Source organism: Brevibacillus dissolubilis, from assembly GCF_006170445.1.
GTDB lineage: Bacteria > Bacillota > Bacilli > Brevibacillales > Brevibacillaceae > Brevibacillus_B > Brevibacillus_B dissolubilis.
The window spans coordinates 485,032-511,421 of the sequence record NZ_VCNA01000003.1; the positions used below are offsets into that span (position 1 = coordinate 485,032).

General features: G+C 48.8%; 24 protein-coding genes and 1 riboswitch. Of the genes, 5 read left to right on the plus strand and 19 right to left on the minus strand.

Annotation, left to right across the window (positions count from 1 at the left end; genetic code table 11):
• Nucleotides 1-7: 7 nt before the first annotated feature.
• Nucleotides 8-205: riboswitch (cobalamin riboswitch) on the minus strand.
• Nucleotides 206-307: 102 nt separating this feature from the next.
• Both FGI41_RS08400 and FGI41_RS08405 read right to left on the minus strand, forming a co-directional pair.
• Nucleotides 308-571 (minus strand): hypothetical protein, encoded by a 264-nt coding sequence (locus FGI41_RS08400; protein WP_139489500.1) that lies wholly within the window; start codon nt 569-571, stop codon nt 308-310.
• 18 nt (nt 572-589) lie between these two features.
• Nucleotides 590-1,276 carry a DUF1385 domain-containing protein gene (locus FGI41_RS08405; protein WP_368656642.1) on the minus strand — a complete coding sequence of 229 codons (687 nt, stop codon included), beginning with the start codon at nt 1,274-1,276 and terminating at the stop codon, nt 590-592.
• 77 nt (nt 1,277-1,353) lie between these two features.
• Here FGI41_RS08405 and yfkAB point away from each other — a divergent pair, with 77 nt between their 5' ends.
• Both yfkAB and FGI41_RS08415 read left to right on the plus strand, forming a co-directional pair.
• Entirely contained in the window at nt 1,354-2,469 is a 1,116-nt protein-coding gene (gene yfkAB, locus FGI41_RS08410) for a radical SAM/CxCxxxxC motif protein YfkAB (RefSeq protein WP_139489501.1), read from the plus strand.
• 33 nt (nt 2,470-2,502) lie between these two features.
• The gene (locus tag FGI41_RS08415) at nt 2,503-2,763 is read left to right on the plus strand and encodes a small, acid-soluble spore protein, alpha/beta type (protein ID WP_139489502.1); all 261 of its coding nucleotides are present in this window, start codon (nt 2,503-2,505) and stop codon (nt 2,761-2,763) included.
• A 750-nt stretch (nt 2,764-3,513) separates the two neighbouring features.
• Here the strand turns inward: FGI41_RS08415 and FGI41_RS08420 are convergent.
• The 13 genes from FGI41_RS08420 to FGI41_RS08480 form a co-directional block, all read right to left on the minus strand.
• Nucleotides 3,514-3,696, minus strand: coding sequence for a hypothetical protein (locus FGI41_RS08420; protein ID WP_139489503.1), 183 nt, complete (start codon nt 3,694-3,696; stop codon nt 3,514-3,516).
• Nucleotides 3,697-3,789: 93 nt separating this feature from the next.
• Entirely contained in the window at nt 3,790-4,590 is an 801-nt protein-coding gene (locus FGI41_RS08425) for a carbon-nitrogen family hydrolase (protein WP_255298378.1), read from the minus strand.
• A gap of 155 nt (nt 4,591-4,745) precedes the next feature.
• Nucleotides 4,746-5,051, minus strand: coding sequence for a LysM peptidoglycan-binding domain-containing protein (locus tag FGI41_RS08430; protein WP_139489504.1), 306 nt, complete (start codon nt 5,049-5,051; stop codon nt 4,746-4,748).
• Nucleotides 5,052-5,238: 187 nt separating this feature from the next.
• Nucleotides 5,239-6,381 (minus strand): glycerate kinase, encoded by a 1,143-nt coding sequence (locus tag FGI41_RS08435; RefSeq protein WP_139489505.1) that lies wholly within the window; start codon nt 6,379-6,381, stop codon nt 5,239-5,241.
• Nucleotides 6,382-7,222: 841 nt separating this feature from the next.
• Nucleotides 7,223-7,681 carry a hypothetical protein gene (locus tag FGI41_RS08440; protein WP_139489506.1) on the minus strand — a complete coding sequence of 153 codons (459 nt, stop codon included), beginning with the start codon at nt 7,679-7,681 and terminating at the stop codon, nt 7,223-7,225.
• Nucleotides 7,682-7,796: 115 nt separating this feature from the next.
• Complete coding sequence (locus tag FGI41_RS25705) at nt 7,797-8,570, minus strand: RHS repeat-associated core domain-containing protein (protein ID WP_368656643.1); 774 nt, start codon at nt 8,568-8,570, stop codon at nt 7,797-7,799.
• Nucleotides 8,571-8,829: 259 nt separating this feature from the next.
• Nucleotides 8,830-9,204: a DUF2750 domain-containing protein gene (locus tag FGI41_RS08450; protein WP_139489508.1), complete on the minus strand. Its 375-nt coding sequence runs from the start codon at nt 9,202-9,204 to the stop codon at nt 8,830-8,832.
• Nucleotides 9,205-9,216: 12 nt separating this feature from the next.
• The gene (locus tag FGI41_RS25255; RefSeq protein ID WP_218015221.1) at nt 9,217-10,566 is read right to left on the minus strand and encodes a polymorphic toxin type 8 domain-containing protein; all 1,350 of its coding nucleotides are present in this window, start codon (nt 10,564-10,566) and stop codon (nt 9,217-9,219) included.
• Between the two features lie 452 nt (nt 10,567-11,018).
• Nucleotides 11,019-13,388, minus strand: coding sequence for a hypothetical protein (locus FGI41_RS08460; RefSeq protein WP_139489510.1), 2,370 nt, complete (start codon nt 13,386-13,388; stop codon nt 11,019-11,021).
• Nucleotides 13,389-13,620: 232 nt separating this feature from the next.
• Nucleotides 13,621-15,255 (minus strand): DNA-binding protein, encoded by a 1,635-nt coding sequence (locus FGI41_RS08465; RefSeq protein WP_438358007.1) that lies wholly within the window; start codon nt 15,253-15,255, stop codon nt 13,621-13,623.
• Nucleotides 15,256-15,493: 238 nt separating this feature from the next.
• The gene (locus FGI41_RS08470; protein WP_139489511.1) at nt 15,494-17,023 is read right to left on the minus strand and encodes a fumarate hydratase; all 1,530 of its coding nucleotides are present in this window, start codon (nt 17,021-17,023) and stop codon (nt 15,494-15,496) included.
• A 217-nt stretch (nt 17,024-17,240) separates the two neighbouring features.
• Nucleotides 17,241-18,569: a DUF2252 domain-containing protein gene (locus FGI41_RS08475; RefSeq protein WP_176560187.1), complete on the minus strand. Its 1,329-nt coding sequence runs from the start codon at nt 18,567-18,569 to the stop codon at nt 17,241-17,243.
• Nucleotides 18,570-18,629: 60 nt separating this feature from the next.
• Nucleotides 18,630-19,100, minus strand: coding sequence for a FixH family protein (locus FGI41_RS08480; RefSeq protein ID WP_139489513.1), 471 nt, complete (start codon nt 19,098-19,100; stop codon nt 18,630-18,632).
• Between the two features lie 158 nt (nt 19,101-19,258).
• On the opposite strand from FGI41_RS08480, the gene FGI41_RS08485 reads away from it, so the two are divergent.
• On the plus strand, nt 19,259-19,948 hold the full coding sequence (locus FGI41_RS08485) for a tetratricopeptide repeat protein (protein WP_139489514.1): 690 nt from the start codon (nt 19,259-19,261) through the stop codon (nt 19,946-19,948).
• A gap of 11 nt (nt 19,949-19,959) precedes the next feature.
• On the opposite strand, the gene FGI41_RS08490 is transcribed toward FGI41_RS08485, so the two are convergent.
• Both FGI41_RS08490 and FGI41_RS08495 read right to left on the minus strand, forming a co-directional pair.
• Nucleotides 19,960-20,652, minus strand: coding sequence for an MBL fold metallo-hydrolase (locus FGI41_RS08490; protein ID WP_139489515.1), 693 nt, complete (start codon nt 20,650-20,652; stop codon nt 19,960-19,962).
• Between the two features lie 194 nt (nt 20,653-20,846).
• Nucleotides 20,847-21,194 (minus strand): carboxymuconolactone decarboxylase family protein, encoded by a 348-nt coding sequence (locus tag FGI41_RS08495; RefSeq protein ID WP_139489516.1) that lies wholly within the window; start codon nt 21,192-21,194, stop codon nt 20,847-20,849.
• 145 nt (nt 21,195-21,339) lie between these two features.
• Here FGI41_RS08495 and uvsE point away from each other — a divergent pair, with 145 nt between their 5' ends.
• Nucleotides 21,340-22,275: a UV DNA damage repair endonuclease UvsE gene (gene uvsE / locus FGI41_RS08500; protein ID WP_139489517.1), complete on the plus strand. Its 936-nt coding sequence runs from the start codon at nt 21,340-21,342 to the stop codon at nt 22,273-22,275.
• Between the two features lie 74 nt (nt 22,276-22,349).
• Here the strand turns inward: uvsE and FGI41_RS08505 are convergent, their stop codons facing one another.
• On the minus strand, nt 22,350-23,036 hold the full coding sequence (locus tag FGI41_RS08505; protein ID WP_139489518.1) for a hypothetical protein: 687 nt from the start codon (nt 23,034-23,036) through the stop codon (nt 22,350-22,352).
• 319 nt (nt 23,037-23,355) lie between these two features.
• Here FGI41_RS08505 and hutH point away from each other — a divergent pair, with 319 nt between their 5' ends.
• Nucleotides 23,356-24,861 (plus strand): histidine ammonia-lyase, encoded by a 1,506-nt coding sequence (hutH, locus tag FGI41_RS08510; protein WP_139489519.1) that lies wholly within the window; start codon nt 23,356-23,358, stop codon nt 24,859-24,861.
• Nucleotides 24,862-24,940: 79 nt separating this feature from the next.
• Here hutH and FGI41_RS08515 read toward each other — a convergent pair whose 3' ends face one another.
• Nucleotides 24,941-26,215 carry a hypothetical protein gene (locus FGI41_RS08515; protein WP_139489520.1) on the minus strand — a complete coding sequence of 425 codons (1,275 nt, stop codon included), beginning with the start codon at nt 26,213-26,215 and terminating at the stop codon, nt 24,941-24,943.
• Nucleotides 26,216-26,390 lie beyond the last annotated feature (175 nt).

The window sequence follows — 26,390 nt, forward strand, 5'->3', positions numbered from 1 at the left end:
GCAAAAGGAAAGGTTGGCTAAGTTGGCAGGTCTCCTGGCTTGCACTTCATTACGTTCCTGCCGCCTTCCCAGTTGGAGTAACAACCAGTGGCAACGCTTCCAGACAGGAACAATCCATGCTTACAGTAGCGGGGGCTGCAGCGGATTTGCACCGCTTTCCCTTTTCAACGGGGGTAAACCCGTCACCAATTCAGCTAATATGTACAGGTGATCTTCTACCTCAAAATTTTACCGATAGATAAGTGATAATACAAGAAAAAGTTAGAAAAGCCAGCACATAGACCAAATGCGCTGGCTTCCTGATTGGTTACCATATCCACATCATCAAATAAACAAAACCAGCCACGCACAAAACCAGGTAGACTGTGGCGATCCAATCCCGTTTGTCCTGATACAGCCAGATGCCCTGGAGCAGGATAAAAAACGCAAACATCACGGTGGCCACATCAAGCAGCCATCCTCCCCGCTCATGCCCGGACATTCCCCAGATGATCTGCCCAAACACTTGGAACAGCAGGAATAATCCGGCTGTTGCAATCAGGCCGTACATGTACTTGGTTTCGGTTTTCATGACTCCCCCGTTTCACCCTTATGTAGTCGTTTGGGTCGCTTGCACTTGGGTTTGGACATGCAAAAACATCAGGTAGGAGCGCACTGCTGTCTCCAGATGCACCCGCTTCGGCTCCTTGGTCGTCACGTACTTTTGCAGAAAGCCGGAGAGTTGGTACAGTGGTTTCATATACTCTTGTGCATATTTTATCCCAAGCATCCCAAGGACAATCCCGCTAACTCCTGCCAAGATACTGGCCCACAGCGGCAAGAACAGGAGTGCCGGTAGGAACAGGACAAAAAAACTCGTCACCACATTCGTGGAACAGCCCGCATTGACGATCGACGCCCGTGCAATCTCATCCAGCCCCTGTTTGTCCAGTTTTTTGATCCCAGCGTGACTGAACACCTTATGTTCTGCACCATGGAACATTTTAAGCTGGCGTGGAAAGACGAAGTGAAAGCCAATCAGATAGACAATCAGCCACAGCGGGTCAATCTCGCCAAACACGGGGAAAAGCAGGTACAACACCATCGCCGCATGGAGCAGGTTATAATACCACGGCAGTCCGCCGAAAATCCGCAGCCACATTTTGAACAACGTACGAAGTGTCATCGGCTCGCCCCACGTATGAATCACGCCGTTTTTCACCTCGGCGCACGCCAGTACTTTATGATTGTGGTAAAAGACACCATTTGCGAAAGAAGCTCCCGTGATTATCGTCATTGGTATTCTCCTTCCCTTCTTTTGCCGTTCTCGTTATAATAGGTTGAATGTAATGACTGTTAGGAGGTTTCATTCCCTTGATTCGATTAGTTCCGAACACACCATTGACTCCTGCCAACGATCCATGGGAGCCGCTATATAACGTCACTCCGCCTCATTATAAACTGACTAGCGTGGAATTCACCGTGACCAATCTGTGCAACCTTCGTTGTGAGCATTGTGCTGTCGGTGATACGCTCAGTCTCAAGGATGGCGAAGTGCTTCCGATCGATACCATTTTGCGCCGATTGGACGAGTGTGAGGATCTGCTCACTCTTAGTATAACAGGCGGCGAACCGATGTACAGCGAGCGGACTGTGAGAGAGACGATTCTGCCGATTCTTACATACGCTGTAGACCGTGGCTTGCGGACGCAGATTAACTCCAATCTGTCTCTGCCTTTTTCCCGTTATGAGCTGATCCTCCCGTATATTGATGTAATGCACATGTCATGGAACTATAGTAAGCCCGAAGATTTCCATAACATTGTATACGCAAATGCCAAGCAATCCGTTTCGCTCAAACAGGCGGAAGTTCTTTACAATCTCACGATGGAAAATGCCCGTAAGCTGGCCGATGCCGGGGTATTCGTCTCCGCTGAGTCGATGATCAATGTACGTACCTGGCAGCAGCTCGATCAGATTCACCAGTTGATCCGTGAGATGGGTTGTGTCCGTCACGAGGTTCACCCGATGTATCCAAGCGATTTTGCCCGTGATATGCCAATGCTCTCCATTCAACAGATGCGTGAGGCGATTCATCACCTGCTGGATGTACGCGACGAAGAGATGTGGATGCTGTTTGGGACGCTGCCGTTTTTTGCCTGCAGTGAGTCAGCCGAGGACCGTGAGCTGATCCTGCGTCTGCGCGAAGCGAAAAATGTAACCACCCGAAATGACCCGGATGGACGCAACCGTCTCAATCTGAACGTATTCACCGGCGAAGTAACCGTGACCGACTTCGGTGACGTCGGCCCACTCGGCTTCATCCAAAACGATGCATTGACTCCGATGTTCGACCGCTGGCAGGCCCACCCGCTCAATCAAAAAATCAACTGCTTCTGTCCAACTGCCCGGTGTGCCGGACCGAATCTGCTGGTAGCGGACATGTATTACCGCGATACCAACTTTACGCAACGTACCGCGCAGATCTAGAGGGTATACTACCTGATGGAGGTGTGTGCGAACATGAGCAGACGTAAACCATTAGTCCCCGGATCACAACAAGGATTGGATATGTTAAAAGCCAGACTGCAAAACGTGTTTGAGCCGGAACAAGCCAAGCATAAGGTCGCTGATTCGCTTGGGATTCCTCTGCAGAATGGGTATAACGGACAGCTGACCTCCCATGATGCCGGTAAGATCGGTGGACAACTGGGTGGCGGCATGGTGAAAGAGATGATTCGGCTTGCTCAGGAGCGCATGGCTTCGCAGGGGAAGATCGAGTAGTTTTCTTTTCTCGTTGGTTTGGTTCGTTGGAGAAGAGTCACCTTTCAAGCTGTTCACCTTCTTGGAACCCTGCGAGGGGATTGACTGTCCGCTGCGAATCACACAAAAGTGGGCCGGGTCAAAAAGGTTCGAAGAAGCGTATTCAAACGAAGGAGTTTGCCCCTTGGCTAATTCGAAGATGATATGCCACTTTTGCGTGATTCTTCGCTGAGATGGATTCCAAAGAGGTTCTCATCTTGAAAGGCGACTCTTCTCCTCCAGTTGTTGAGGGAAAAGAAAAATACTCCTGTGTCCTAGCTCAGCGCTTTGATCGTAAATGCCCCAGCTTATAAAGACGGATCAAATATTTTCCCCACCCAGCTAAATGTCTTTCTAAATAAATCTTCTCCATCATCATTGATCGATAAAAAGCAAGCCAGTCCACCTCTGGCTTGCTTTTTTTATTCACTGCAACCCCACAGGAGAAGAGCCATCAAGCTGTGCCCCTCTTTGGAACCCTTCCCAGCGAAGAAAAAATCAAAAGTGGCTATCCTTCTTCGAATCGGCTCAGGGGCAAACCCCATCGTTTGATTATGCTTCCTCGAACCTTTTTGCCCCGACCCACTTTTGATTATTTCGCAGCGCCCAGTCCAATCCCCCTAGCGGGGTTCCAAAAACGGGAAGCTGCTTGAAAGGCGGCTCTTCTCCTCACCCCCAAGCAGCAATAAAAAAAGCAAACCAGAACCATCTCCGGCTTGCTTTTTAACGCTATCAATAGTCCTCATCAACCTCATCAATGAGATCACGATTCCCATTAACCATCGTCCGGCTAATCCGATTGACCCGATAAAAAGAGTCAAACATCGTATCCAGCACTTCGACGAGCTCGCGAATCTGTACAACCTTGCCTCTGACACCCTCAAAATGATAACGAAGACCTCTTAGACCTGGCATTGTACCTTGCACCTCCTCCACATCTCTCTTCTATCACGGTATGCCAAAGAATTGGGAGTGGGGATATGTCAGGGGATACAGGCACGCCCATTTTTACAGGTCGTACAGGTTGATGCGGCGGTCCGCAAAGACAGGGATGCGTCCACGCACGTCTTCGACGACAGAGAGGTCAAGCTTGGCTGTAACAATCTCTTCCTGCTGCAAGCCTTCTGCAATGACTTCGCCCCATGGATCGACTACGATGGAATGGCCGCAGAATGTCGCCTTGCCGCCTTCGCCTACACGGTTGCAGGCCACGACATACATCTGGTTCTCGATCGCGCGGGCAATCAGCAGCTGACGCCAGTGATTGAGGCGCGGATGTGGCCATTGGGCGCTGACGAACAGGACTTTAGTCCCCTTTAGTGCATAAGTGCGAATCCATTCGGGAAAACGGATATCATAGCAAATAACAGAACCAACCGGCTCTCCGTCAAACACGTACTGTCCGGCTGCTTCACCTTGTGCGAGGTACTTTTCCTCATGCATCAGGCGGAACAGATGTACCTTGGAGTAGCGGCCGATCATCTCACCTTGACGGTCAAATACATACGTAGTGTTGTATACATCGTTGCCGATCCGCTCGGCAATGGAGCCGCCGACAACGAAACTGCCCAAGCGACGTGCAGATTCAGCCAGCACTTCCTTGGCTTTTTCTCCGTTGTCATCGGCAATCTCGTCTAATCTATGTAAATCATAGGCGGTATCCCACAACTCAGGGAGAAGTACGATGTCTGGTTTTTCTTCTGCTTGGGCCAAGGTCTCCACCATCTCGCGCACCTTGTCACGGTTGGCTTGTGGCTGCCCAAATGCGATGTCCATCTGTAATAATGCTACATTCCATTGCTGGCTCACAAATCGTTCCCCCTCCGAACTTTCTTTCTCTTATCCTAGCGTAAGAAAGGCGAGAAATTCAAGCAAAACATATCGGACAAAAGCCAGACCACCTTGTCCATCAAAAAAGAAGAGAGAGGTTTGAGATAAACCTCTCCTCCCTTTTGCTATACCCATTAGCGACGGGGTCGCTGTTCCAGACGTTCTACCCGGCGCTCAAGCTGGTCGAGCCGGTTATCGATCCGGTTGAGTCGTCTCTCTATTTGGTCAATACGGCGTCCTACGTCCCCGCCTGGTCCCGGGCCTGGGCCTGGCCCTGGTCCCGGACCCGGTCCAGGTGCGATTGGGATCCTCAGTACTTGACCGACAAATACAAAGAACGGAGGCTGCAGTCCGTTTGCTGAGATGATCACATTTACAGGTACATTAAAACGTCTAGCGATATCAAAGAGCGTATCTCCCGGTTGAACCGTATAGTTCACGTGCCTCACTCCTCCCCTTCCATTTACTCGGTATAACCTATGTCCATGGGTTGGGTTATGTATAGGCGTGAACCTATGTCCATCCAGAATTAGGTGAATGACTAGAACAGGCAACAATCCGGTAAAAAGCCCGCCCCTCGCTTCTCATATCTGTGTGTGTACTGACCGATCCGGGCGATTCCCCCGTCTAGCGAATGACCCCGATCTGTCTGTATAGCCGAATCATCTGTTCCGTCTGCTGAGTCGTCCACGTCCCGGCATGCCGCATTGCTTCCAAGAGGGTAGCAGGCCGGTTGAGAATCGAAAAAGCCGCCGTGATCCCCAACTGGTCAAGCTCAGCCGGGTGCAGCTCCAGCGCCCCACACAACGCTACAACAGGGACACCATGCTCTTTTGCCAAGGAAGCGACGCCCGCAATCGTCTTGCCGGACAAGGTCTGTGCATCCAGCTTTCCTTCTCCTGTGATCAGCAGGTCAGCCCCTTGGATTTTTTCCGAAAAACGGACAGCCTCAAGCACCAGCTGAATCCCCGAACACATCTGTGCCCCGAGAAATGCGAGTAAGGCCGCTCCCATACCACCTGCCGCTCCGGCACCCGGTACGTCGATGATGTTCGTTCCAGTTGTCTGTGCGATCACGTCAGCATAGCGGCTCAATGCTTTGTCCAGTACGGAGACCATGAACGGGGTGGCACCTTTTTGCGGACCGAACACAGCCGAAGCACCATTGGGGCCACACAGCGGGTTGGTCACATCACTGGCGATGACAAACGTCGATTCATGAACACGCGGGTCCATGCCTGAGCTGTCAATACGCGCAAGCCGATTGAGTGCCTGTCCGCCTCTGGGAAGCTCATTGCCACTGCTGTCGGCGAGCCTCACTCCGAGCGCCTGCAGCATCCCGGCCCCGCCATCGTTGGTTGCACTGCCGCCGATCCCAACGATAAAGCGGCGAAAGCCAAGGTCTAATGCGTGGCGGATCAGCTGGCCTGTTCCATAGGTAGTGGTGATCAATGGATTGCGGTCTTGGGCAGAGATCAGCGGCAGTCCGGATGCCTGCGCCATTTCGATCACGGCTGTCACACCATCATCGAGGACACCAAAATGCGCCTGCACGAGATTGCCGAGCGGATTCTGCACAACGGTCTGGTGCAGCTGTCCACCTGTTGCCATGACAAGGCTTTCGACCGTGCCTTCTCCTCCATCTGCCAGTGGAATGGAGATCACTTCGGCGTCCGGTTCTACATTATGTATTCCGATTTCAATCGCTTCGCACAGCTGTCGTGCGGAGAGCGAGCCTTTGAATGAGTCTGGGGCGATTATGATTTTCATACGGACATCTCCTGTTAGGTTTAACGGTATGGAAGGGTGAGGGGGTCGGGTGGATTTGCTCCAATTATTTGCATATGAGTCACCCGATTTATACATGATGGCTTATGTATAGGTTTAGTTTAACAAAAAGATATTTTAAAAGTATGAAGAGAATTCTGAGTCACCCAAAAATTTCGGGTAATGAGTAGTATCTATTTTCCGAGTATTGGAATATCCGCTGACGGAATGTCAAATTCCATACTCCTCAAATGGATTCCAACTAAACTGTACCACAATCTTAACTTTTATATATTATCGTTTACTTGTTGAATGTCTATATGGCCTATACCATCACGAACATTTTCAAATCAGGCCTACAAAACACCAGATCAAGTATATTGTCTCTTTCTCGAAAGAACCTTTGAAAATCAAACTATCATCAACTCGGTTTCGTTCTATGAACCGAACGGAATGGATAAAAGCCAATTCCGCTTTTTATTAGACGCTAGTTACTCCTATAATTTGAAATTACCGTTCGGTCTGATTTATTACAAATAATTTTCAATGACACACTAGTAGTCTTTAGTAGTTGAAGAAAGGGCCACTTCTTGTATTGATCCCTCTTGCTATGATGATGCGAAGCTCATTGTATATCCAGAAACTTCGATAAGTATGACGTCAATCAAACTTTTTCGGTTAAAAATCTTAACACTTGCATATCGTTCTACGCAATTCATCATCTTTATGTCTTTTCTTCTTTCCAACTTATTTTCCATCCTACTGACTAAAAAAAGAAACCTTGAAAGACATAGAGTCTATCAAGGTTAATAAATACGATTTGCAATTCAAATACAATGAATTTTTACTTAACAAATCGAAGAGCAACAATATTTCCTGAATTACCAAAACAGGAAGCGTTATATAAACCTTCATTAACATCTTCTATTCGATATTCCCCAAAAAACACCTGATCGTCTAAGTAGTTATTATATGCATAACGTACTAAAATAACTGTTAAATTCTTGATATATTCATTTTTATATAGCTCCTGAATAACATCCCCGAACTCAACTATCTTTGATGGTATATTTTCCATTTCAAACCACTCATCAAACTCACCCATAAATTCCTGGTTTCGTAGTTCAATCGTTATGGATTGTAACATTCTCCTTAAATGTGTCAACTTCACTGGTTCAATACTCTTCTCGAATAATACATCATATCCATTTCCCTCAAAGTAACCATTCAAGGATGATATTCCGAAATCCCCATCTACATCAAATGATAGAAACTGAGTACAATCAAATGTGACCTCCGCCATGTTGTAAACCTCCATAGGCTAGATTGTATTTACACTACATACATAATTTATTTTTGATATTTTCCGTTATTCAGGTAGTTATAAAGTTGGTTTACATCCTTTTTACTAGGTTTAGTTACTCCACCACCTTGTGTTTTTGAACCTTGTCCACCGAACACCTCTCCGTTTTTCGTTGCATTCCTGATCGGCTGGTGTACATGGGTGATAAACCACCATGTGAATCAGTTCCAAATCTTTTAAACTGTCCATCTGGATTGGAATTTCTGGAATTATTATTGAATCCTTTAGACTTTGTATGCAAAGTGGTTTCCTTATTTGATGGGACGCTCTTTTTCACATACCCTTCAAGAGTTCGTTCATCACCTTGAGGTTTATACCCCCGAGTCTCAAGACCTTTATCCGTCCTTTTACTACCGTTCTTAGCTAACGTTTTTGCTAATTTACCACCATTTTTAACTACTTGTTTGACAGCGACTGGAGCTGCTACACGTACAATAACTCCAATAATAATCCTGATTAATATTGCAAAATGCCCATCTGGATCATTAAACTTCAACGGATTATTCCATCCATACGTATACAGGTTCAAGCTGTGTGGATTATCAACCTGCCCCTTAACCGTATCCTCCGTAATAAACCGTCCCAAACTCGGATCGTAGTATCTCGCCCGCAGATAGTAGAACTTCGTCTCCGAATCATACATCTCTCCGCTGTATTTGAACGGATTCGACATCGTCTCCTGTGAGCTGCTGATATTCCTCCAGATGTTGTAGGAGTACTCATTCAGTGTATTTCCGCTCTTATCCTTGATCGCCACAATATCTCCGTGGCTGTTCGAATAGTAGAAGCCCTCTTTGGCGACCGTACTGCTCAGGTCTTGACGGAACACCAAGTCCTCACCCCAGAAGTTGCGGGCTTTTACCTGGTTGGAAGCATCCAGTTCTTCGATGACCTTGTCATTGAAGTAGACGTACTTGGTGGTTCCTGTTGTCTTGTTGGCCCTAAGCTCACTAGGGAAGTAATTTTATTATTAATACCTATATTCTCAACATTTAATTATCACTCTATCAAAAAACCTTGAAAGCTCAGTATCCCAAAAAAAGACTTTGAAAGGCATGAAATCCATTCAAAGTCTCTTTACGTTATAATTAGTATTTTTCTAGTTCCGCTCTTAAGTCCCCAAGCAACGTTTCAACTTCTAATACAGCAGAATCATTATTATTAAGAAAAATCGAAGGTTTCAATCCGTCCTCTATTAATCTTGGTAAAAATTCATCCATAAACTCATAAAGATCTATGCATTCAGCTGTGTAATCAGCCCAACCATCCACTGCACAATGTTCAGCAAACTCTCTTCGCGGCCAAAATGGAAGTAACCTATTGCCATCATTGTCTTCGGTCACTGCCCATCCGTCTTGGTACAATCCCCATACGTTTTCAGAATCTACTACCTTTTTAATAAAATATGCATATCTTTTATTCGCAGGCTGCCTTATTACTGATTCAAACTCTTTTATATTCATAATTCCTCCTAATTATTTCTTTCTCCCTTTACCATAATTATCATATTTATGCTGTGTTTTGTGATTTTTTGTGATCTGTAAATCACTATGTTCGTAGCCGTAGCCTTTTCTCGCTTCATAACCACGTCTGTGAGCCAATTGATAACCTTGAGGAACTCTAATATTTTTCCTTTTTCCTATCTTAATTTCATTTACATCACGTTTTATTTCTCCACGCAAAGATGACGAAACCTTGTCATCTTTGGCCAACTCACGAAGTCTAGCCTGTTTACCTGACCTTCCTCCTGCCGCTCCTTTTTTCCCTTTATTCCCGTTACTAGCAATCTGTTTTGCTATTTTACCACCATTTTTAACTACCTGTTTGACTACAACCGGAGCAGCTGCACGTACAATAACCCCAACAATGATTCTGATCAGAACCGCAAAATGCCCATCCGGATCATTATACTTCAACGGATTATTCCATCCATACGTATACAGGTTCAGGCTGTGTGGATTATCCACCTGACCCTCAACCGTATCCTCCGTAATAAACCGTCCCAATCCCGGATCGTAGTATCTCGCCCGCAGATAGTAGAACTTCGTCTCAGGATCATACATCTCTCCGCTGTATTTGAACGGATTCGACATCGTCTCCTGTGAGCTGCTGATATTCCCCCAAATATCGTAGGAGTACTCATTCAGCGTATTTCCGCTCTTATCCTTCATCGCCACGATATCACCGTGGCTGTTCGGATAGTAGAAGCCCTCTTTGGCGACCATACTGCTCAGGTCTTGACGGAACACCAGATCCTCACCCCAGAAGTTGCGGGCTTTTACCTGGTTAGAAGCATCTAGTTCTTCGATGACCTTATCGTTTAAGTAGACGTACTTGGTGGTGTTGGTTCCTGTTGTCTTAGTGGCCCTAAGCTCACCGGGGAAATAGGTGTAGCTGCTGGTGACTCCATCCATCGTGGAGGTAGACAGGCGGTTAAGCTTGTCGTAAGCATAGGTGGCCGCAGATTCATTGATGGCTTGATTGGATACCATTTCCTTGCGGTTGCCACGGATGTCGTAGCTATAGGAGCGTGTCTCGGCAGGCGTTACTTCCTTTGTGATCCGGTCAACCATGTCGTATTCATAAGTTCGGACCTGACTGTTTCGGGTCTGCTGACTGAGGTTGCCGAAGCCGTCGTAGATGTTGGATTCTTTCCAGACCGGTGTGGTGCCTTTGGTGTGTGTTAGCTCTTTTACTTCCCCATATGAGTTGTAAAGCTTAGTGATCCCCGTGTTATTGGGGTATTTGATCGATATGGTTTCATCCGTTAATGTCGTGGTATATGTGTATTCCACTGGTGACGTGCCGAATGCAACGCTGGACAATCGGCTCATCCTGCCTAGATTGTCGTATTGGTAGGTGACAGAGGGTCCATTTGGATACGTAAACGTGTCCATCTGGTCATCAGCGTCGGTGTAGCCGATCTGATATTTCCGTGAGAATACGGTCTGTGCAGTCAGACGATTAAACGGATCGTAATCGTACGTGATGGTGTGATTGTTGTTCTGTTCGCTTTTAAGATCCCGGCTGAGAGAATCGTAGTCTTTATCCTCTGTGTAGACCGTTGCACCGTTCTTATCTTTGATGGTGGTAACATCTTCTTCATAGAGTGGTGTGTAGGTATACTCATATCGGTTCTGACTTTTGTCTGTAAACTGGCGTACTTCTCCTGTCGGCGTATATACATAACCTTCAACCGTTCCTGTCTGCGGATTCTTCTCCGTCAGTTTCCAGGAGAGGTTATTGTAGGTGTATTCGTACGTGCGCTTCCCGTTCTCTACGACAGCCTCAAGGTTACCCTCGGAATCGTATTCGAACTGGTACAGGTTCTGCTCCGGATCTTGTAACTGGAGAAGATTCCCTTCGTGGATTTGGTAACAACAGCATAGTTCCTGACAGAATCTGTGTAACCTGTGACGGTAGGGTTTTTCAGATAGTTAAGCGTGGCCTGGGGGATGATTGGCGAATCTGCGAACGAGAACTCATAGGTTGGCTCTGTCTGGTCACCAACGTAGGCATAGCTGACATACGAGATTGGGTTATAAGAATAGGTTTCGGTTCCGTTGCTGGCTGTTAGGGTATTCTTTTTGATATTTTTGGAACGTACGTACTGGAGACGATTATTCCCTTGAGTATTGACCCGGTACTTTTTCAGAACGGTAGGTTCGTCTGGTGTGTTCGGACGGTTCGATGGCAGGATTTCATATGAGAAAATCTCATCCCCAAATCGTTCAGAAGCATTCTGTAAGCGAGGAATCTCAGATTTCGGCTTTTTCCATACTTCCCAGAAACGTCGGCCTGTTTCATCCGAAGTCATGTATCTTTTCGTGATCATTGTCTCCATGGTTTCTCCATAAGGCTTGTAGGAGATAACCAGATCGGTTACCGGATGATAGCTGACATAGGATAAGGCATGCTCATCTTGATAAAGACGCACAATACCGCGTTCATCCATCCGCTCACGTTGGCTCTTCGGCAAAGGGAACCCGTAATAGTCATCATACGAGGAGTACTGGTACCTCATCGACAATCCTTCTTGTGGATAGGTGACTCTCTCCAGCAGGTCAAACTCCATCGTGAAAAGATCGTCATTCTCTTCGGATACGTAGGTACCGTCTTCAAAGCCGCTGACAGGATTATTCAAATAATAGGTTCTGTAGTTGAACTCCCCATATCGCTTATAGCTATAGTAGCTATACTCTGAGAGATGCTTGCCACTCCCTCCATCTATCACTGCAGACAGCCTGAGATACTCAGGTTCATATAGCGTACCCCCGACATTTTCGGTTACATAATCAATTTTCTTAATCGGCGAGTAAGTCGAAGCTGCATTCTCGTACACGAGAAGTTCCTCAATCCCGTAACTTGTGCTGTTATTGAGCACGATATAGCGGTTGAGAGAATCAGTAATCGTGATATCAGACCCGTCTTTGTGCATACGATAAGTAATCCGATCACCATACGGGTTGGTTTTCGTCACTTCGAGTGATTTTCCCTCGTTGTATGTTCTATATTCGTAGACGTATCCGCCTTTCCCTACTTTAAAATGGCTTCGACTATAATCCACCATTTGGAAAGACAGTTCAGCCGGGTATGGGTAGTCTTTAAAACTGCCATTTTCGTACGTAAGGGTGGTCCCATCATCAAGGTGAATCGTCCATCGTTCGTGGTGAGTCTCATCCTGACGGAAACGGGAGCCTGCATCGTCGATGACCACTACATTGTCTGTGTACTCAAAATATGGAAGGTTCAGTGTCCAACCAACTGGGAACGGAATCCATTCATTAGCAAATCGTCTTTTTTTGGTGTCATTATAATATTTGGTCGGATCGTCCGCGGACTGATAGTATCCCATTTCTTTTGTTGTGGCTTGAGAAGAATTGTAACGGCGCGTGATGACGAGATCCATATCACGCGGTCCCTCTAGGATGAGGTCATTCTCAACAAGGTTCGCGTCACGGAATTGATCACTAACCGGCTCAACTGTATTCTGTCTGGTATACAGATAGGGGCGGTCGATTTCTTTGTATTTGAGTGTACCACCCAAATTCTTCGTGGTACCGGTGTCGGTGCTATTCGCCAAGACGGAGTCCGTACTTTGCTGTGCCTGGCTTGCAGTGCGTAACGCTGTTTTTGTTTCCTTTTGTCGTTTCTCGCGTTCTTCTTTTTCCTTTTTCCAGTTTCGTTGGGTGTTGGGGATGAGTGGAGTGTACTTGACCAGCGCCTGCAATTGAGACGGACTGAGTGATTCCATATGTTTCAGGATATCCTCATCGTTCCACTGGTACATCTCGTGTAACTCTGCATCGGTTAACAGTCGATTTAGACTGGAATAAAAATACGAAGCGATCTGTAAACTCTTACGGTCAAAATGCTTGTAGATTTGCTGTACTTCCTTGGTTGTGAGTTGATCCCAGTGAATGTTTGTAATCTGTTCTTCTGTCAGAGGTTGTCTACCCACTGTGACTTGAGATTTGTCTTCTTTGTCTGAGTTGGATTGTTGGATTACCCATTTTTTCGTATCGGATGGATTTGAGTCTGTAGATTTGACTTCTGTTATTACCTCCTGTGCAGTTACACCAGCCGGCAACCAAGTCGTCGCCAGAAGGCTTACTGTCAGGAGTACGTGAATCAAACGTCTTTTCATAGTACCTCCTCAAAACATTGGTGTATCTCAAGTAATGGTCCAATAAAACCATAACAAGAAAAGATGAAAACTGTTTCTCTTCAAAAACAGGAAAAAATACTCAATACATTATAATCGAAAGAAACTATATGTAAATGTATATTCATAAAAAAGCACCTTCTCTTTAACGAGAAGATGCTTTTTTATGTTTCCCTTGTAACTCTTTTCTTTTCTTATCTCACGTCTTCCAAGCCTATGGCAATGGCTCTACCGCCACATTTCCAATCGTAACTGCTTCTGTTACCTTCGTGGTGGTGCTTTGACGCAGACGCATGTTGGCAGCGCCAATGGTGCCGGATTTGATGATCATTTTCATATCTTTATAACCGTGGCCGTTAGCATCCGTAGTGATGGAGAAGTAGGAGCTGTAGCCGTAAGCGGTTGGCCAAGTGCCGTTAGCGTTTTGAACCATCGCGATTTGAGTACCGCTGCTGTTGTAGACACCCAGGTTGAGGTTGGAGATGGTGGTGTTAGGTGTTTGGTTGTCGAGTACGACACGTACAGGGAATTCTACGCCGTTAGGCAGAGTAGCTTGGTGTTGGAAGCAGTAGTAGATGCCTGTGCCGCAAGTGTAGCCGCCAGTACCGCCGCCTGGAGGTGGAGTTACAGTACCATCGCCTACTGGAGTGCCTGCGCCGTAGGAACCTGCTTTGTAGGTCATTGGGTCAAACCATTTGTAGCCAGTTGCTGGTGCGGACCATGGCTCTGCTTGTGGTTCAGTGGAAGTCTCAGGAGTTTCCATAGAAAGCAGGGCGGTTGGCTGGTCAAGGGTCAGACCTGCAACTTGGTCAAAACCGGTGTAGGATTCAGGAGTAGCCAGCCATTTCACCATGTTCACGAGCAGTACACCGTCGTTTTGCTCCTTGAAGCCGTCATAGGTTTTCTTCGTGCTGCCGGTTTCTTCGCGGAGATATTTAGGGGTGGCATCTTCTACAGGAGAAGAGTCACCGATGAATGCTGCTTTACCTGCGCCTACTTTGGAAATCGCTGCATATGGACCTTCTGCCACGCCGCCGCCATTGTATACGCCTTGGTCAACTGCGCTTGCCCATTTTGCTGTGGTAGTTGGGAGATAAACGATCCCTTTTGCTTTTTTCGGGTCGCGGATCGCGAGGGTAGAACCTGCGTGCATCGCAACGGTGCTTACGCCGCTGGTGATACCGAAGGTTTGGCTAGGAGCAACGATATTGTTAGCAGTTACATCGCCGATCGCGTTATAACGGAAACGGACACCGAAGTTGGTACCGAGCCAGTCGGAGGAAACAACATCTTGCATATAGTAGGAATTACGCTCTTCGGTAGACATCCCTTTGGCCGGATCAGCCCATGCACCGCGGCGATAGCCGTTGAACACTTCGCTTGCGTCATAACGGTTTTTGTTGCGGTCTGCGTTGTAGTGGTCACTGATGAAGAAAATGCTTCCGCCGTTCTGTACGTATTGAACCATCGCAGCTTGCTCGGTCGTTTTGTACGGAATGTTGGCTTCACCCACGACGAATACGCTGTAGTTTTTCAGGTCGTCATACGTGATCGCTGTCGTTTTGCGCAGCTCGGTTACGTAGAAGCCTTCATTCGCCAGCGCGTTCCCGAAATCGGAGAAAGCACCGTCGATGACCCAGTCAGCAGCCCCTGCTGTTTGAGCGTGGGTGTTGTCGAACAGGATTTTCTTGGCGTTGTTTGCATTCACAACCTTTGGCTGGATCACAGGTGCTGGATCAAGCGGTCCTACTGCTAATGCAGTATCAGTTGAGGTGACGTACGCAGTGGAGAATGGAAGTACCAGGCTAAGCGAGAGAAGACCTTTCCACAGTGTTGAGGTTAGTTTCAAGTTCCTACACCCTTTCTTTTGGTAAAATGATGGAATTCTGAATGATTTACGACAAATTATTACATACGAGTACAATAGTAGCATGACATTTTGTAAAAAGATATGATGTTTTTTTGAAAATTTTATTATTTTTTATGTTCTGATACTTTTGTCAGTAAAATTGAAAAAAAGCACAAAAAACCCTTGGAACGCTAGGTTTCCGAAGGGTTCTTGTGTTCTATTTGAAAAGGTATGCTGCTTACTTAAATACAACCTCTGCGTGCTGTTGCAGTTTTTCCATAGAGGATTTGTCTACATCAGCGTGCAGGCTGTTGCCATGGGAGTCCATGGTTACGATTGCCGCGAAGCCTTTGACACGGAGGTGCCACATCGCTTCCGGGATACCGAATTCCATGAAGTCTACGCCCTCTACTTTTTCGATACAGTCTGCATAGTATTGAGCTGCACCACCGATTGCATTGAGATAGACACCGCCGTGTTCGCCCAGGGCTTTGAGGGTTTTTGGACCCATACCGCCTTTACCGATCACCGCACGGATGCCGAACTTCTTGATGATGTCGCCTTGGTAAGGCTCCTCGCGAATAGAGGTGGTTGGGCCTGCCGCTTTGACGTGGTATTCGCCGTTCTCGTCTTTGAGCATAACAGGGCCGCAGTGGTAGATGACGCCGCCATCGAGGTCTACCGGACAGTCGTGATCCATGAGGTATTTGTGCAGAGCGTCACGACCGGTGTGCATCATGCCGTTGATGATGACCACGTCACCCACTTTGAGTTCGCGGATTTGCTCTTCGGTGATTGGCGCTTCGAGTACGACTTCGCGGCGCTCAGGCTGACCTTCTGCCTCGTCACGGGTCAGATCCATCTCTACAGCGCGGTCTTTGTAGATGTATTCCATGATTTCGCCGGTCTCAGCGTTGATCTTCACGCCTTGGCGACGGAATGCCCAGCAGTTGTACGCAACAGATACGAAGAAGGAGGCAGGGAGACGGTTCTCCACGCCGATCTTACAGCCGAGCAGGGTGGTGTTGCCGCCGAAGCCCATGGTACCAATGCCCAGTTCGTTGGCCGTCTTCATGATGTAGTCTTCGAGCTGTGCCAGCTCAGCGTTCGGGTTCACGTCGTCTACACGGCGGAACAGCTGGTGCTTGGCGAGTGCATAGCCGGAGGTACGGTCGCCACCGATGCCTACGCCGATGAAGCCCGCGGAACAGCCTTGGCCTTGTGCTTGGTATACGGCGTGCAGGATGCACTTACGGATACCGTCGAGGTCGCGGCCTGCTTTACCCAAGCCTTCGATCTCCATTGGCAGAGAGTATTGGATATTTTTGTTTTCGCAGCCGCCACCTTTGAGGATCAGCTTGGCTTCTACGTAATCGTTTTCCCATTGTTCGAAGTGGATCACAGGAGTACCTGCGCCGATGTTGTTACCGGAGTTCTCGCCGGTGAGGGAGTCTACGGAGTTCGGACGGAGCTTCCCTGTTTTGGTTGCTTCTTCGATCGCTTCGAGGATCGCTTTTTTGATAACGAGCTGGTTGACACCTACAGGAGTTTTCACTTCAAAGGTAGGCATACCAGTGTCTTGGCAGATTGGGGAGATATTTTCCTCAGCCATCTTGATGTTTTGCGCGATGGTGGACAGAGAAAGTGCAGAACGGGTGCCTGCGTCTTCGAGTTTCTTCGCTTCATTGATCGCGTGACGCACATCAGGAGGAAGTACGGTTGAGGTTTCGATGATCAGGTCAAGCATGGACTGTTTGATTTTTTCCATCTATAAGTCGCCCCTTACTATGAAAAGGTTAGTGAGTTCTGATAAATACGTAGACTATTATAGCACATTTGTCGGGGGTGTGAGGGGGTTGTTTAGTATAAGTTCGAAAATGGATTGAGTTTAGTGATGTGTTGCGGTTTTGTGAACCTTATGTTGGACAGGGTAAACACCAAAACCCCCCGCCATCACCGCGAGGGGTCTCTCATGATCTATTCACCTATTCCGTATCCTCCCATCCCTTCTCCCCCAACTCCACAAACACCCGATAATCCTCCCGTACCTGCCCCGCATACCGCACCGCAAACTCCGTCAACCGCGCATACCACCCATCGCGATCCGCATCAATCTCCGCCAGAATCGCTTCCTCACTGTGATAATCGATCAACCCCGCCTCGATATCTGCATCGGCCCGTGCATGAATCTTGGCAGTTGCTTTGCCCATCACCTTCAGTGCCGCGAGAAAATGCTTATGCGTCTCGATCTTATCCAGCTTCAGCTTGCGCTTATACGGCGAACGCTCGCGGATGTAATAATCCTTCTCCCCGATGCTGACGATGCCAAGGAAGGGATCAGGCTGGTGCTGCATCGCCCGCTGACTTGCAATCACCTGCAGCCCAGGATGCGGATAGCGCTCGTGGAATGCATCATGATCAGGGAGAACGGAGTCCAGCACCGAGTAGCGGGCTTCCTTCATCTCTAGGATGATATCGTCCACCGCATCCGTTCCCGCCTCTTCGCCTTCGATCATCAGGTAAAAGCGGTCCAGCCCGAGGCTTCCCGTCCCGGAGTTACGCTTGTGGGCCATATCCTTGAGCCTGTAATTCCCCTCCCGCATCCGCTGCTCGGCTGGAATCGACGCGATATAGTGGCCCCAGTGTTCGATAATCTGCTCACGTATCTCTGGTGCTACCTCTTCCAGATCTTCATTGCGCTTCAGACGCCAGCCGTCCTCATCCAGCTCGGCGAACTCCTCCAGCAGAGTGAGGCGAGAGCGTTTTTTCGCTGTTTTTTTCAACAGGGTCGAGATCGGTGGCTTGGTGTTGTCTTCGGTAAAACGGGTGGTCACCGGATCCTTTTCCCCCTGGGCGTAGCGGGTCAGCTCTTTATAGTAGGCTTTGAGATAGGCACGCACCGCTTCCTCTATATCGTCGGCCCTAACATGCTTCTCTTCACCGACCAGTACGATACTGACCGCCATCCGCGCGATATCTAATAGATACGAGCCGAGGTACGCTTCGTCGAAGTCATTCACATCGTAGACGATCTCTCCCTGTGCATTGTGAAATACCCCGAAGTTCTCCATATGCAAGTCACCCTGAACCCATGTCGGCTTCGTCCCCGCCTCCCGCATGAACTCCTCCTGCAGCAGGTCACGGAAAAAATGATACGCACTGCCCCGATAGAACGTGTACGGACTCGCCGACATCTGCTGATATTTGAGCCTGCGCCCCTCCGCTGTCAGCCCCAGCACATCCCGATCGTACACGCTCAGGTTTTCCTGCAACAAATCCTTCCTTGAAAACGTCTGATTCCCCACACCCGCCATATCGTACCTTCCTCCCCCTGCTGGTTCTCTTCTTATCATTTTATGTATGGATTCGCTGTCCTAATGCGTACTGATCTCATCGGACACCGCTGCCAGATCAATCACAGTCGTCTCCTGCACGTCTCCCTTGTTCACACGGATATAGGCTTGCCACGCCCCGGCCATCGGGAGATTCATCAGCCCGCTGTATTCGCCCGGCGTCTCTTCTTCTGCCTTGACCGCAAGATCGCCGTGATCCATCTCTTTCATCTCAAAATGTACCTCGACACCGGCTCCTGTGACCGGCTGGCCGTTTTCGCTGACCTTGATGCTAAAGGGAATCGGTTTGCCCATCGATACCGGACTTCTCATCGGCTCAAGCACGGCTTGGTAACGCAGATTTTCATTCTGCCCGGCAGTGCTTGTCCTTGTTTCTTGTTGTGACGTGGACTCTCCGACAGTTGTGCCGCCACAGCCGGACAGGATGACTGCGAGCGAGAGTCCGACGAGCAGTCCCATGGCTGTAACACTTGGTGTGATGGTTAGTCGCATGTGTATATTCGCCCCTTTTTGCCCTGTTTGGTATCGGTTCTCTCATCTTAGCACTCTGCTTTTTCAAATACCAACTCGCCCTATACTCCCCACTATTCGTCCACACGTAACTATGTTAAGATGGGAATACTCTACTTTTGGAAAGGAAGATTCCACGTATGGATTACTTAGAACTTAACTGGGTGTCCACGCTTTCTGGTGTGGCAGTGGTTCTTCTGGTTGCCTTCATTCGACTTCATTGGCCGTTCCGGTATCAATATATGAGCGTATTGACCAAGCGCCGTCCTGAGCGCGTGCTTTACTGGCTGGAAGCCTCCTACCGCAAAAACGGACGGAAAAGCGTCGCCATGCTGGACAAATCCAGCCACGAGATCCTCACAGGCAATCTGGAGCAGGCCGAGCGATATATCGCAGAGGGGCTGTCCTCCTGCAAAGAAAGACCGACCCTGTTCAACCAGGCACTGGTTCACTACCTGTTCTACAACCTCTCCACCGTCTACTTTTACCGGGGCAAGTACAAGGATGCGATCGATGTGGCGTTCCGCGTATACGAGCGCGATGAGAATCTGACCAATGCGCTTGGCATCATCGTCTGCTCCCAGGCACGGTTGGGCGACATCCAGAGCGCGGTCGAAGCCTTCTCCATGATCAATAAGAAAAAGCTCAAGCCCGCCCTCGAATTCTTCTGCCTCGCTGAGATCGCCGCAGCCAAGGGTGATTTCCCAAGAGCCGTCGATTATTTACAGAAATGTTCCACACAACCTTATATTCTGACCATGCATTTGAACCCATCCGAGATCGACAAACGTCTGGATGAATGGACAAAAGCCTCTTCCCAAGTGGGGTGAGGCTTTTTTTGTTACGTCTTGTTTGTCATCTCTAAAATTTGTCCGAAGAAACCATGTACATCACCTTTGAGGATTGCACCATGTCCGGTGGCGAGAATCTCAATTGGCCATTCCATCATCTGTCTGATCCCGTCAGCGAAGGCTTCCACCCGCTCCGGCTCTGTTTTCTGCCGATTGTCGAGTGATTCCAAGAAAATCTCTCGCCGTACCTGTTGTAATCCCATCACTTCGTCCATTGGGTCGCCGAAGAAGCAGATGTGATCCCCTGTAAAACAAGTACCGCTGTTCCGGTCAAAATAAACGACCGAACCTTCTGTATGATACGACAGATTCAAGTACTCCAGACGAGACAGGTCACCCTTGCTGCCTGCAAACGTATGCCCGAACAAAGTTTGCGAAAAGTCGTCTAATTCAAAAAAATCATGTAAATGAATCCAGTTGTTTGAAGTACGGAAGGATTCTACATTGCCAATATGATCCGAGTGACGGTGGGTCAGGTAGACACCGTTGATATTCTGCTGCGTGACCCCGAGCTCCTGAAGCGCGCCCAGATAGGTCTGCCGGTGTTTCTTCATATTGGTGTCAATGAGGAGATATTTGTCGTCTGATTGTATAACGTAGCTGTTGATGTAGCTTTTCCATGTATCCTCGTATGTGATGATCGCCCAGACATGTGGAGCAATTTGGTGGATAACATCGGTCAATTCCCCATCTCTCCTCTCCTTTTTTGTTTATTTTTGGCAGTTTTCATCGATCTAGACTCGTGTATAATATTATACCATCATTCTAGGGAAAATGACCGTCCAAAAAGAATCTTTCCTGTTCAAACACACAAAAAGGGCATTAGCCCCACAAAAAATGGGTTATGCCCGTGCTGAAAAATATTTTCCACATCCTGTTATTGTACGTTGTTTTGCTTTTCCTGCATCACTTCGTTGACCAGCATGACACCATGTGAGAAGGTGGTTCCGCCGCCGAATGCGCCTGCCACACCGACGATTTCTGCGATCTCCTGCTCGGTCGCCCCTTCGCCAAGTGCCCCTTCCATATGGTAGACGATGCAGTGCTCATTGCCGGAAAAAAGAGAGATGCCGAGTGCTGTCAGATGCTTGTTCTTACGGTCGATTGCACCGTCTGCGAAGCAAGCGTTGGTGAAATCATTGTAGGCTTGCAGTACGTTTGGCATCATGCGGCCAAAGGTTTGCAGACCTTCGCGGTATTCTTCGGACAAGATATGTTCTGCCATGACGAGCCTCCTCGATGTTTATGTACCTTCTGTGAGTATGTTTCCTCGGCGGCCGATGGTTCATACAGACTTTTTTCCCAGCCGTAGTGCTCTCCTCTGCGGGGATACTACATAGGAGGAGACAAGCTTCTGGGGAGGGATGTCCGTGATTCGCTTAGGGTATGCCTGTATCAGCATGGCGACCAAGAACAACCCGAACAAAAAGACCACGGTGGGTCAACTGGAAAAGCTGGATCCGGCAGGACGGCAAAAAAAGCTTCGCAAGGTGATGCAGAGCAACTTTTTCAACCTGATGGATCTCCTGAAGTACAACGTGGAGAACGGGATTTTCCTCTATCGGCTGCCGTCGGAATTCGTACCGTTCGCCACCCATCCGATCGCCGCTGACTGGGATTGGGAAAAGGAATTCAAGTGGGATTTGGACAAGGCGGGTGAATTCATCCGTGCCAATGCCATCCGCATGACCTCGCATCCTGGGCATTACAGCATTCTCAACACTAATAATCCGAGCGTCCTGGAATCGACGATCAAGGACTTCGATTATCATGCCAAGGTGTTTGACCTGATGGGCTTGGACGCCAATTCGATCCTTGTGACACATGTGGGCGGGGTGTATCAGGATAAAGAAAGCTCACTGCAACGCTTCGCCGACCACTATGCCACCCTGCCTGAGCATATCAAGAAACGGCTGGTCGTGGAAAATGACGATGTCTCTTTTACTATGATCGAAGTATTGCACCTGTGCGAAAAAATCGGTGCTCCGATGGTATTAGACATCCATCATCACGACTGTATCAACAACGGGGAGCAGATCGAGGAATACCTGCCCCGTATCATCGCGACATGGGGAGACCGGACGCCCAAGATGCATTTTTCCTCCCCCAAGTCAGAAAAGGATTTCCGCGCCCATGCCGATACGATCGAGCTGAATGCGTTTCTGCGCTTCTTAGACAAAGTGTCCCATCACAATGTCGATATCATGCTGGAGTGTAAAAACAAGGACGAAGCTCTGCTGAAGCTGCGGAGTGAATTAAGACAAGCCAAAGTTGAGGTGGAGTCCCCACCGCTTGTCCTGGCGTAAACGAAAAAAATAACCAGCGCCCTCTCCATCCCCGGAAGAGGGCGCCTGTATTGTCAGAACGTCCGTCTATGAGCTTAGTAGTTGCTGCTGGAACCTTTACAGCCTCCGCGTCCGCCGCAGCCACATCCACAGTCTCCCCGGCCTTTGCCTCGGCCCGGATAGGTCTGGTAGCCTCCGCCATAACCTCCTCCATGGTGGTGACCGTGATGGTCGTGATGATGGCCATGATGGTCGTGGTGCCAGTGATGGTGGTGATGACCGTGTTTGTGTGCATGATGACGGCTGCCGTAGCCATAGCTGCTGCTGCCAAATGAGCTGGAACCGCCACGGGAGCTGCCACGCGAACTGCTGCCGCCATACGAACTGCTGTCGCTGCATCCGCAGTCAGAAGAAGACCCGTAGGAACTATCATGGTGAGAGTGGCATTTGGAGTAGTAGTGATCCATGCGGTCTTTGTGGTAGCGGTATTGTTTGTGGTATCCACGGAATTTTTTCGGATGTTTTTGGTGACGGCGGCATTTGTCGTAGTAGTATTGCATTCTCTCCAGATGGAAATGATATTTGCGAATGTGGATTTCGATTCGCGGACTTACCGGCGCTGGAGCAGGTGTCGGCATTGGCATCGGCATCGGCATGGGAGCCGCTGGCATCTGTGGTGCTGGAGCAATCACGCGCGGCGGCACGATGGGTTGCGGTGCGATTGGTCTTGGCTGTTCTTTTGGCGTCGGCTGGATAATCGGTCTTCTAATTTCCTTTTCCATCTTGGTTCAAGACACCCCTTTTTGATTACGTGACATATTGCATGGTATGACATTCACCCCCTCGCGGAAACGACATTCGCCTATTGTGTGTAAAATCCCAAGCCCATTTTGCCCGATCGCCTGTCTTGACGAAATCGGCAACTTCGGTCAAAATAGAAGAGATTACACACAAGCAGTTACAGCAAAAGCGAGGAATCGATATGGTACATATCCATAGGCATTGTCATGATAATCAAATTTATATATGGCCAAGAGGTTAGGAAAATTTCCTAACCTCTTTCTTTTTGCCTGCTTTGCTGTGATAAAGGAGGAAAACATAATGAATCAACATACATTGGTACTGGATGGAAATGGGCTTACGATTGAACAGGTGGTAGAGATCGCACGCGGTCACGCCCAGATGACACTCTCCCCAGAAGCAATTGCCAAGGTACAGGAATCCCGCCGCATGGTCGATGAGATGGTCGCACAGCAAAAAGTCGTCTACGGGATCACAACCGGCTTCGGTAAATTTTCCGATGTCATGATCCCCCAAGAGGATGTCAGCCAACTGCAGGAGAACCTGATCAAAAGCCACGCCTGCGGCATGGGTGAGCCGTATGATGCCGAAGTGGTCCGCGCGATGATGGCTCTGCGCATCAATGCCTTGATCAAGGGCTTCTCCGGTATCCGTCTGGAGACACTGGAGCTTCTGCTCGCCATGTGTAACCACGGTGTCCATCCGATCATCCCACAGCAAGGCTCCCTCGGTGCAAGCGGTGACTTGGCTCCTCTCGCTCACATGGTTCTCGTGATGCTTGGCCGCGGTGAAGCTGAGTACCAAGGCAAACGCATGAGTGGCGGTGAAGCTCTGCAAGCAGCAGGACTCACACCTCTGCGTCTGCAAGCCAAAGAAGGTCTCGCCCTGATCAACGGAACCCAAGCCATGACCGCTCTGCTCTGCCTGGCCCTCTACGATGCCCGGATCGCTATGGAGAGCGCTGAAGTCATCGCCGCCCTGACCGTAGAAGCCCTGCACGGCATTCCAAAAGCATATGACGCCCAGCTGCACGCTGTCCGCCCTCATCCGGGTCAACAAGAATCTGCCCGCCGTATGCTGATGCACCTCGCAGGCAGTGAGCGCACCACCGATCAAGGCCAGATGCGGGTACAAGACCCATACAGCCTGCGTTGCATCCCACAGGTGCACGGTGCTACCCGTGACACGCTCAACTACGTCTGGCAGACCGTCGAGCGCGAGTGCAACAGTGTGACCGATAACCCGATCCTGTTCACCGAGACTGGCGACGTGATCTCCGGCGGTAACTTCCACGGACAGCCGATGGCGCTGGTAGCCGACTTCCTCGCGATCGCGGTACATGAGCTGGCCAACCTGTCTGAGCGTCGCACCGAGCGTCTGGTGAATCCACAATTGAGCGGACTGCCTGCGTTCTTGACCCCGAATGGTGGGTTGAACTCCGGCTTTATGATTACACAGTATGTGGCGGCGTCCATCGTGTCTGAGAATAAAGTGCTGTGCCATCCGGCTTCTGTGGATTCCATCCCATCCTCTGCGAATCAGGAGGATCACGTGAGCATGGGTACGACAGCTGCGCGTAAATTGCGTACGGTTGTGAGCAATGTGTTTAAGGTGCTGGGGATTGAGTACCTCTGCGCGGCGCAAGCGGTGGAGTTCCAGAAAGACCAAGGCAAGCTTGGCGCTGGTACGCAAAAGGCGTATGAGCTGCTGCGTGCGGAGATTTCTCGTGTGGAGGAAGACCGTGAGATGTATGTGGATATGATGAAGGCTGAGGAGATTTTGAAGAGAGGGACGTTGGTGTTTTAGAAAGACGTCTTAGTAGGAATATGAAAAAGGGAGGCGAACCTTGTTGGGGTTCTCCTCCCTTTTTTGCTGTGATAATCGTTCACTTGCTAATCACCCAATACACATAGTTGGTCACCCAACTTTTCGCATCAAGCTTACTATATTCCCCCGGCTCAACATATCCTGACTTGCCATTTACCGTATGTGTCAACCGATGCCCTATCTTATGCTTAACCGCTCCCTGGCTGATGCTGTAGCTTTGCGTCGAGATCCACGTATCTCCCTGACGCAGCAGTGTATCCGTCCATTCATTATCCTCCACCGAAAACGAATGCCAATCATCTGCCAAACTCCCCGTTGAGCCAAAAATCTCTACATCTCCATCCGTATTCCACGATACCGTGGCTGATGGCGGGAAACCAATGTTCATCGAGACGGAGCCTGACCAAGAAGAGTTATCCGGCTTCCAAGCGGTCGTAATGATCTTGCTGGCCTGATCCGCATCCAGCCGACTCACCACCTCCTCTGACTTCAAACGAGAAAATGCACTGACCGGCTCATCGGCCCGAATATAGATGTAATCCTTCATAGACGTATCCGCAGGGGTATCATCCTTGTACACCTTCCATACGTGGTAGGTCTTCGCAACGCCAGTCTGTGTCGCACTGAGCGGAACGTAGTTGGTTATCAGTGCTTCCCATGTATAGATCGGGCTGTAGCTGTCTGGGACTGAGATATCGGTCATACCCCCCGCATACGCAGAAGTGGCGAAAAAACCGGTGATGTCGTCTTTCTTTTTGATATCTACGTTATATCTTCTCGACAGCTGTTTAAGATCATCGAGTTCGTATGCCTGCTCATTACGGTTGGCCGATAAGACAAAAGACGGTTTGACCGAACCGTTTTCAAATTTGTAGCCCATCATATCCAGTTGGTAGGCATGATTCCCGTCCTTCCAATCAGGCAACAGCTCTATCCCTGACCCGAGAGTGGCATGAATACGACCTGCATCCAGATTCTCTCCATAGACGTAAAAAGGCTTCTGTTGCTTTTGCGCTTCTTGGAACAGGGCTTGGACATTGGCTTGTCCGATTTCTTTTTGTGCTACCCATACTGCATCAATCTCAGCAGGAAGTCGCGTGCTTGATCGATCCAACTTTGTGATGGATTTCTCCTTTTTCATTCTTTCCTGCTTGATGACCTTACCTATGGCAGAATCTTCTTGGCTGTCAATGACTCCGATCAAAAAAGGCTCTGGCTTCATATCTGAGGTGGAATACTTCGCTGCTTTGATTTCAATCTGGGTCAATAGAATAGAGACGGAAGCAAGGATGACGGCTGCCCATTTTGCGGTGGTGATCAAGGTCTTTTTCATTCAAGCTTCCTTTCTATTTTATGCTTCTGCCTACATCTTATCGGATGCCATTATCTTTTGTCATTGTCAATAAAAAGAAACCTCCTGCGTCACCGGGCAAACCAGTCAAGCATTTTGCCCAAGCAGACTTCAGGAGGTTTCTTCATTCCATACCGCTTATCCGATCGCGAGTCCA

Bases quoted from the DNA above. Each gene is read 5' to 3' on its own strand.
- FGI41_RS08485 (WP_139489514.1), top strand. From the start codon at position 19,259: ATGGATTACTTAGAACTTAACTGGGTGTCCACGCTTTCTGGTGTGGCA.
- FGI41_RS08495 (WP_139489516.1), bottom strand. From the start codon at position 21,194: ATGGCAGAACATATCTTGTCCGAAGAATACCGCGAAGGTCTGCAAACC.
- FGI41_RS08505 (WP_139489518.1), bottom strand. From the start codon at position 23,036: ATGGAAAAGGAAATTAGAAGACCGATTATCCAGCCGACGCCAAAAGAA.
- FGI41_RS08415 (WP_139489502.1), top strand. From the start codon at position 2,503: ATGAGCAGACGTAAACCATTAGTCCCCGGATCACAACAAGGATTGGAT.
- FGI41_RS08470 (WP_139489511.1), bottom strand. From the start codon at position 17,023: ATGGAAAAAATCAAACAGTCCATGCTTGACCTGATCATCGAAACCTCA.
- FGI41_RS08515 (WP_139489520.1), bottom strand. From the start codon at position 26,215: ATGAAAAAGACCTTGATCACCACCGCAAAATGGGCAGCCGTCATCCTT.
- FGI41_RS08440 (WP_139489506.1), bottom strand. From the start codon at position 7,681: ATGGCGGAGGTCACATTTGATTGTACTCAGTTTCTATCATTTGATGTA.
- hutH (WP_139489519.1), top strand. From the start codon at position 23,356: ATGAATCAACATACATTGGTACTGGATGGAAATGGGCTTACGATTGAA.
- FGI41_RS08435 (WP_139489505.1), bottom strand. From the start codon at position 6,381: ATGAAAATCATAATCGCCCCAGACTCATTCAAAGGCTCGCTCTCCGCA.
- FGI41_RS08450 (WP_139489508.1), bottom strand. From the start codon at position 9,204: ATGAATATAAAAGAGTTTGAATCAGTAATAAGGCAGCCTGCGAATAAA.
- FGI41_RS08475 (WP_176560187.1), bottom strand. From the start codon at position 18,569: ATGGCGGGTGTGGGGAATCAGACGTTTTCAAGGAAGGATTTGTTGCAG.
- FGI41_RS08405 (WP_368656642.1), bottom strand. From the start codon at position 1,276: ATGACGATAATCACGGGAGCTTCTTTCGCAAATGGTGTCTTTTACCAC.
- FGI41_RS08400 (WP_139489500.1), bottom strand. From the start codon at position 571: ATGAAAACCGAAACCAAGTACATGTACGGCCTGATTGCAACAGCCGGA.
- FGI41_RS08460 (WP_139489510.1), bottom strand. From the start codon at position 13,388: ATGAAAAGACGTTTGATTCACGTACTCCTGACAGTAAGCCTTCTGGCG.
- FGI41_RS08420 (WP_139489503.1), bottom strand. From the start codon at position 3,696: ATGCCAGGTCTAAGAGGTCTTCGTTATCATTTTGAGGGTGTCAGAGGC.
- FGI41_RS08480 (WP_139489513.1), bottom strand. From the start codon at position 19,100: ATGCGACTAACCATCACACCAAGTGTTACAGCCATGGGACTGCTCGTC.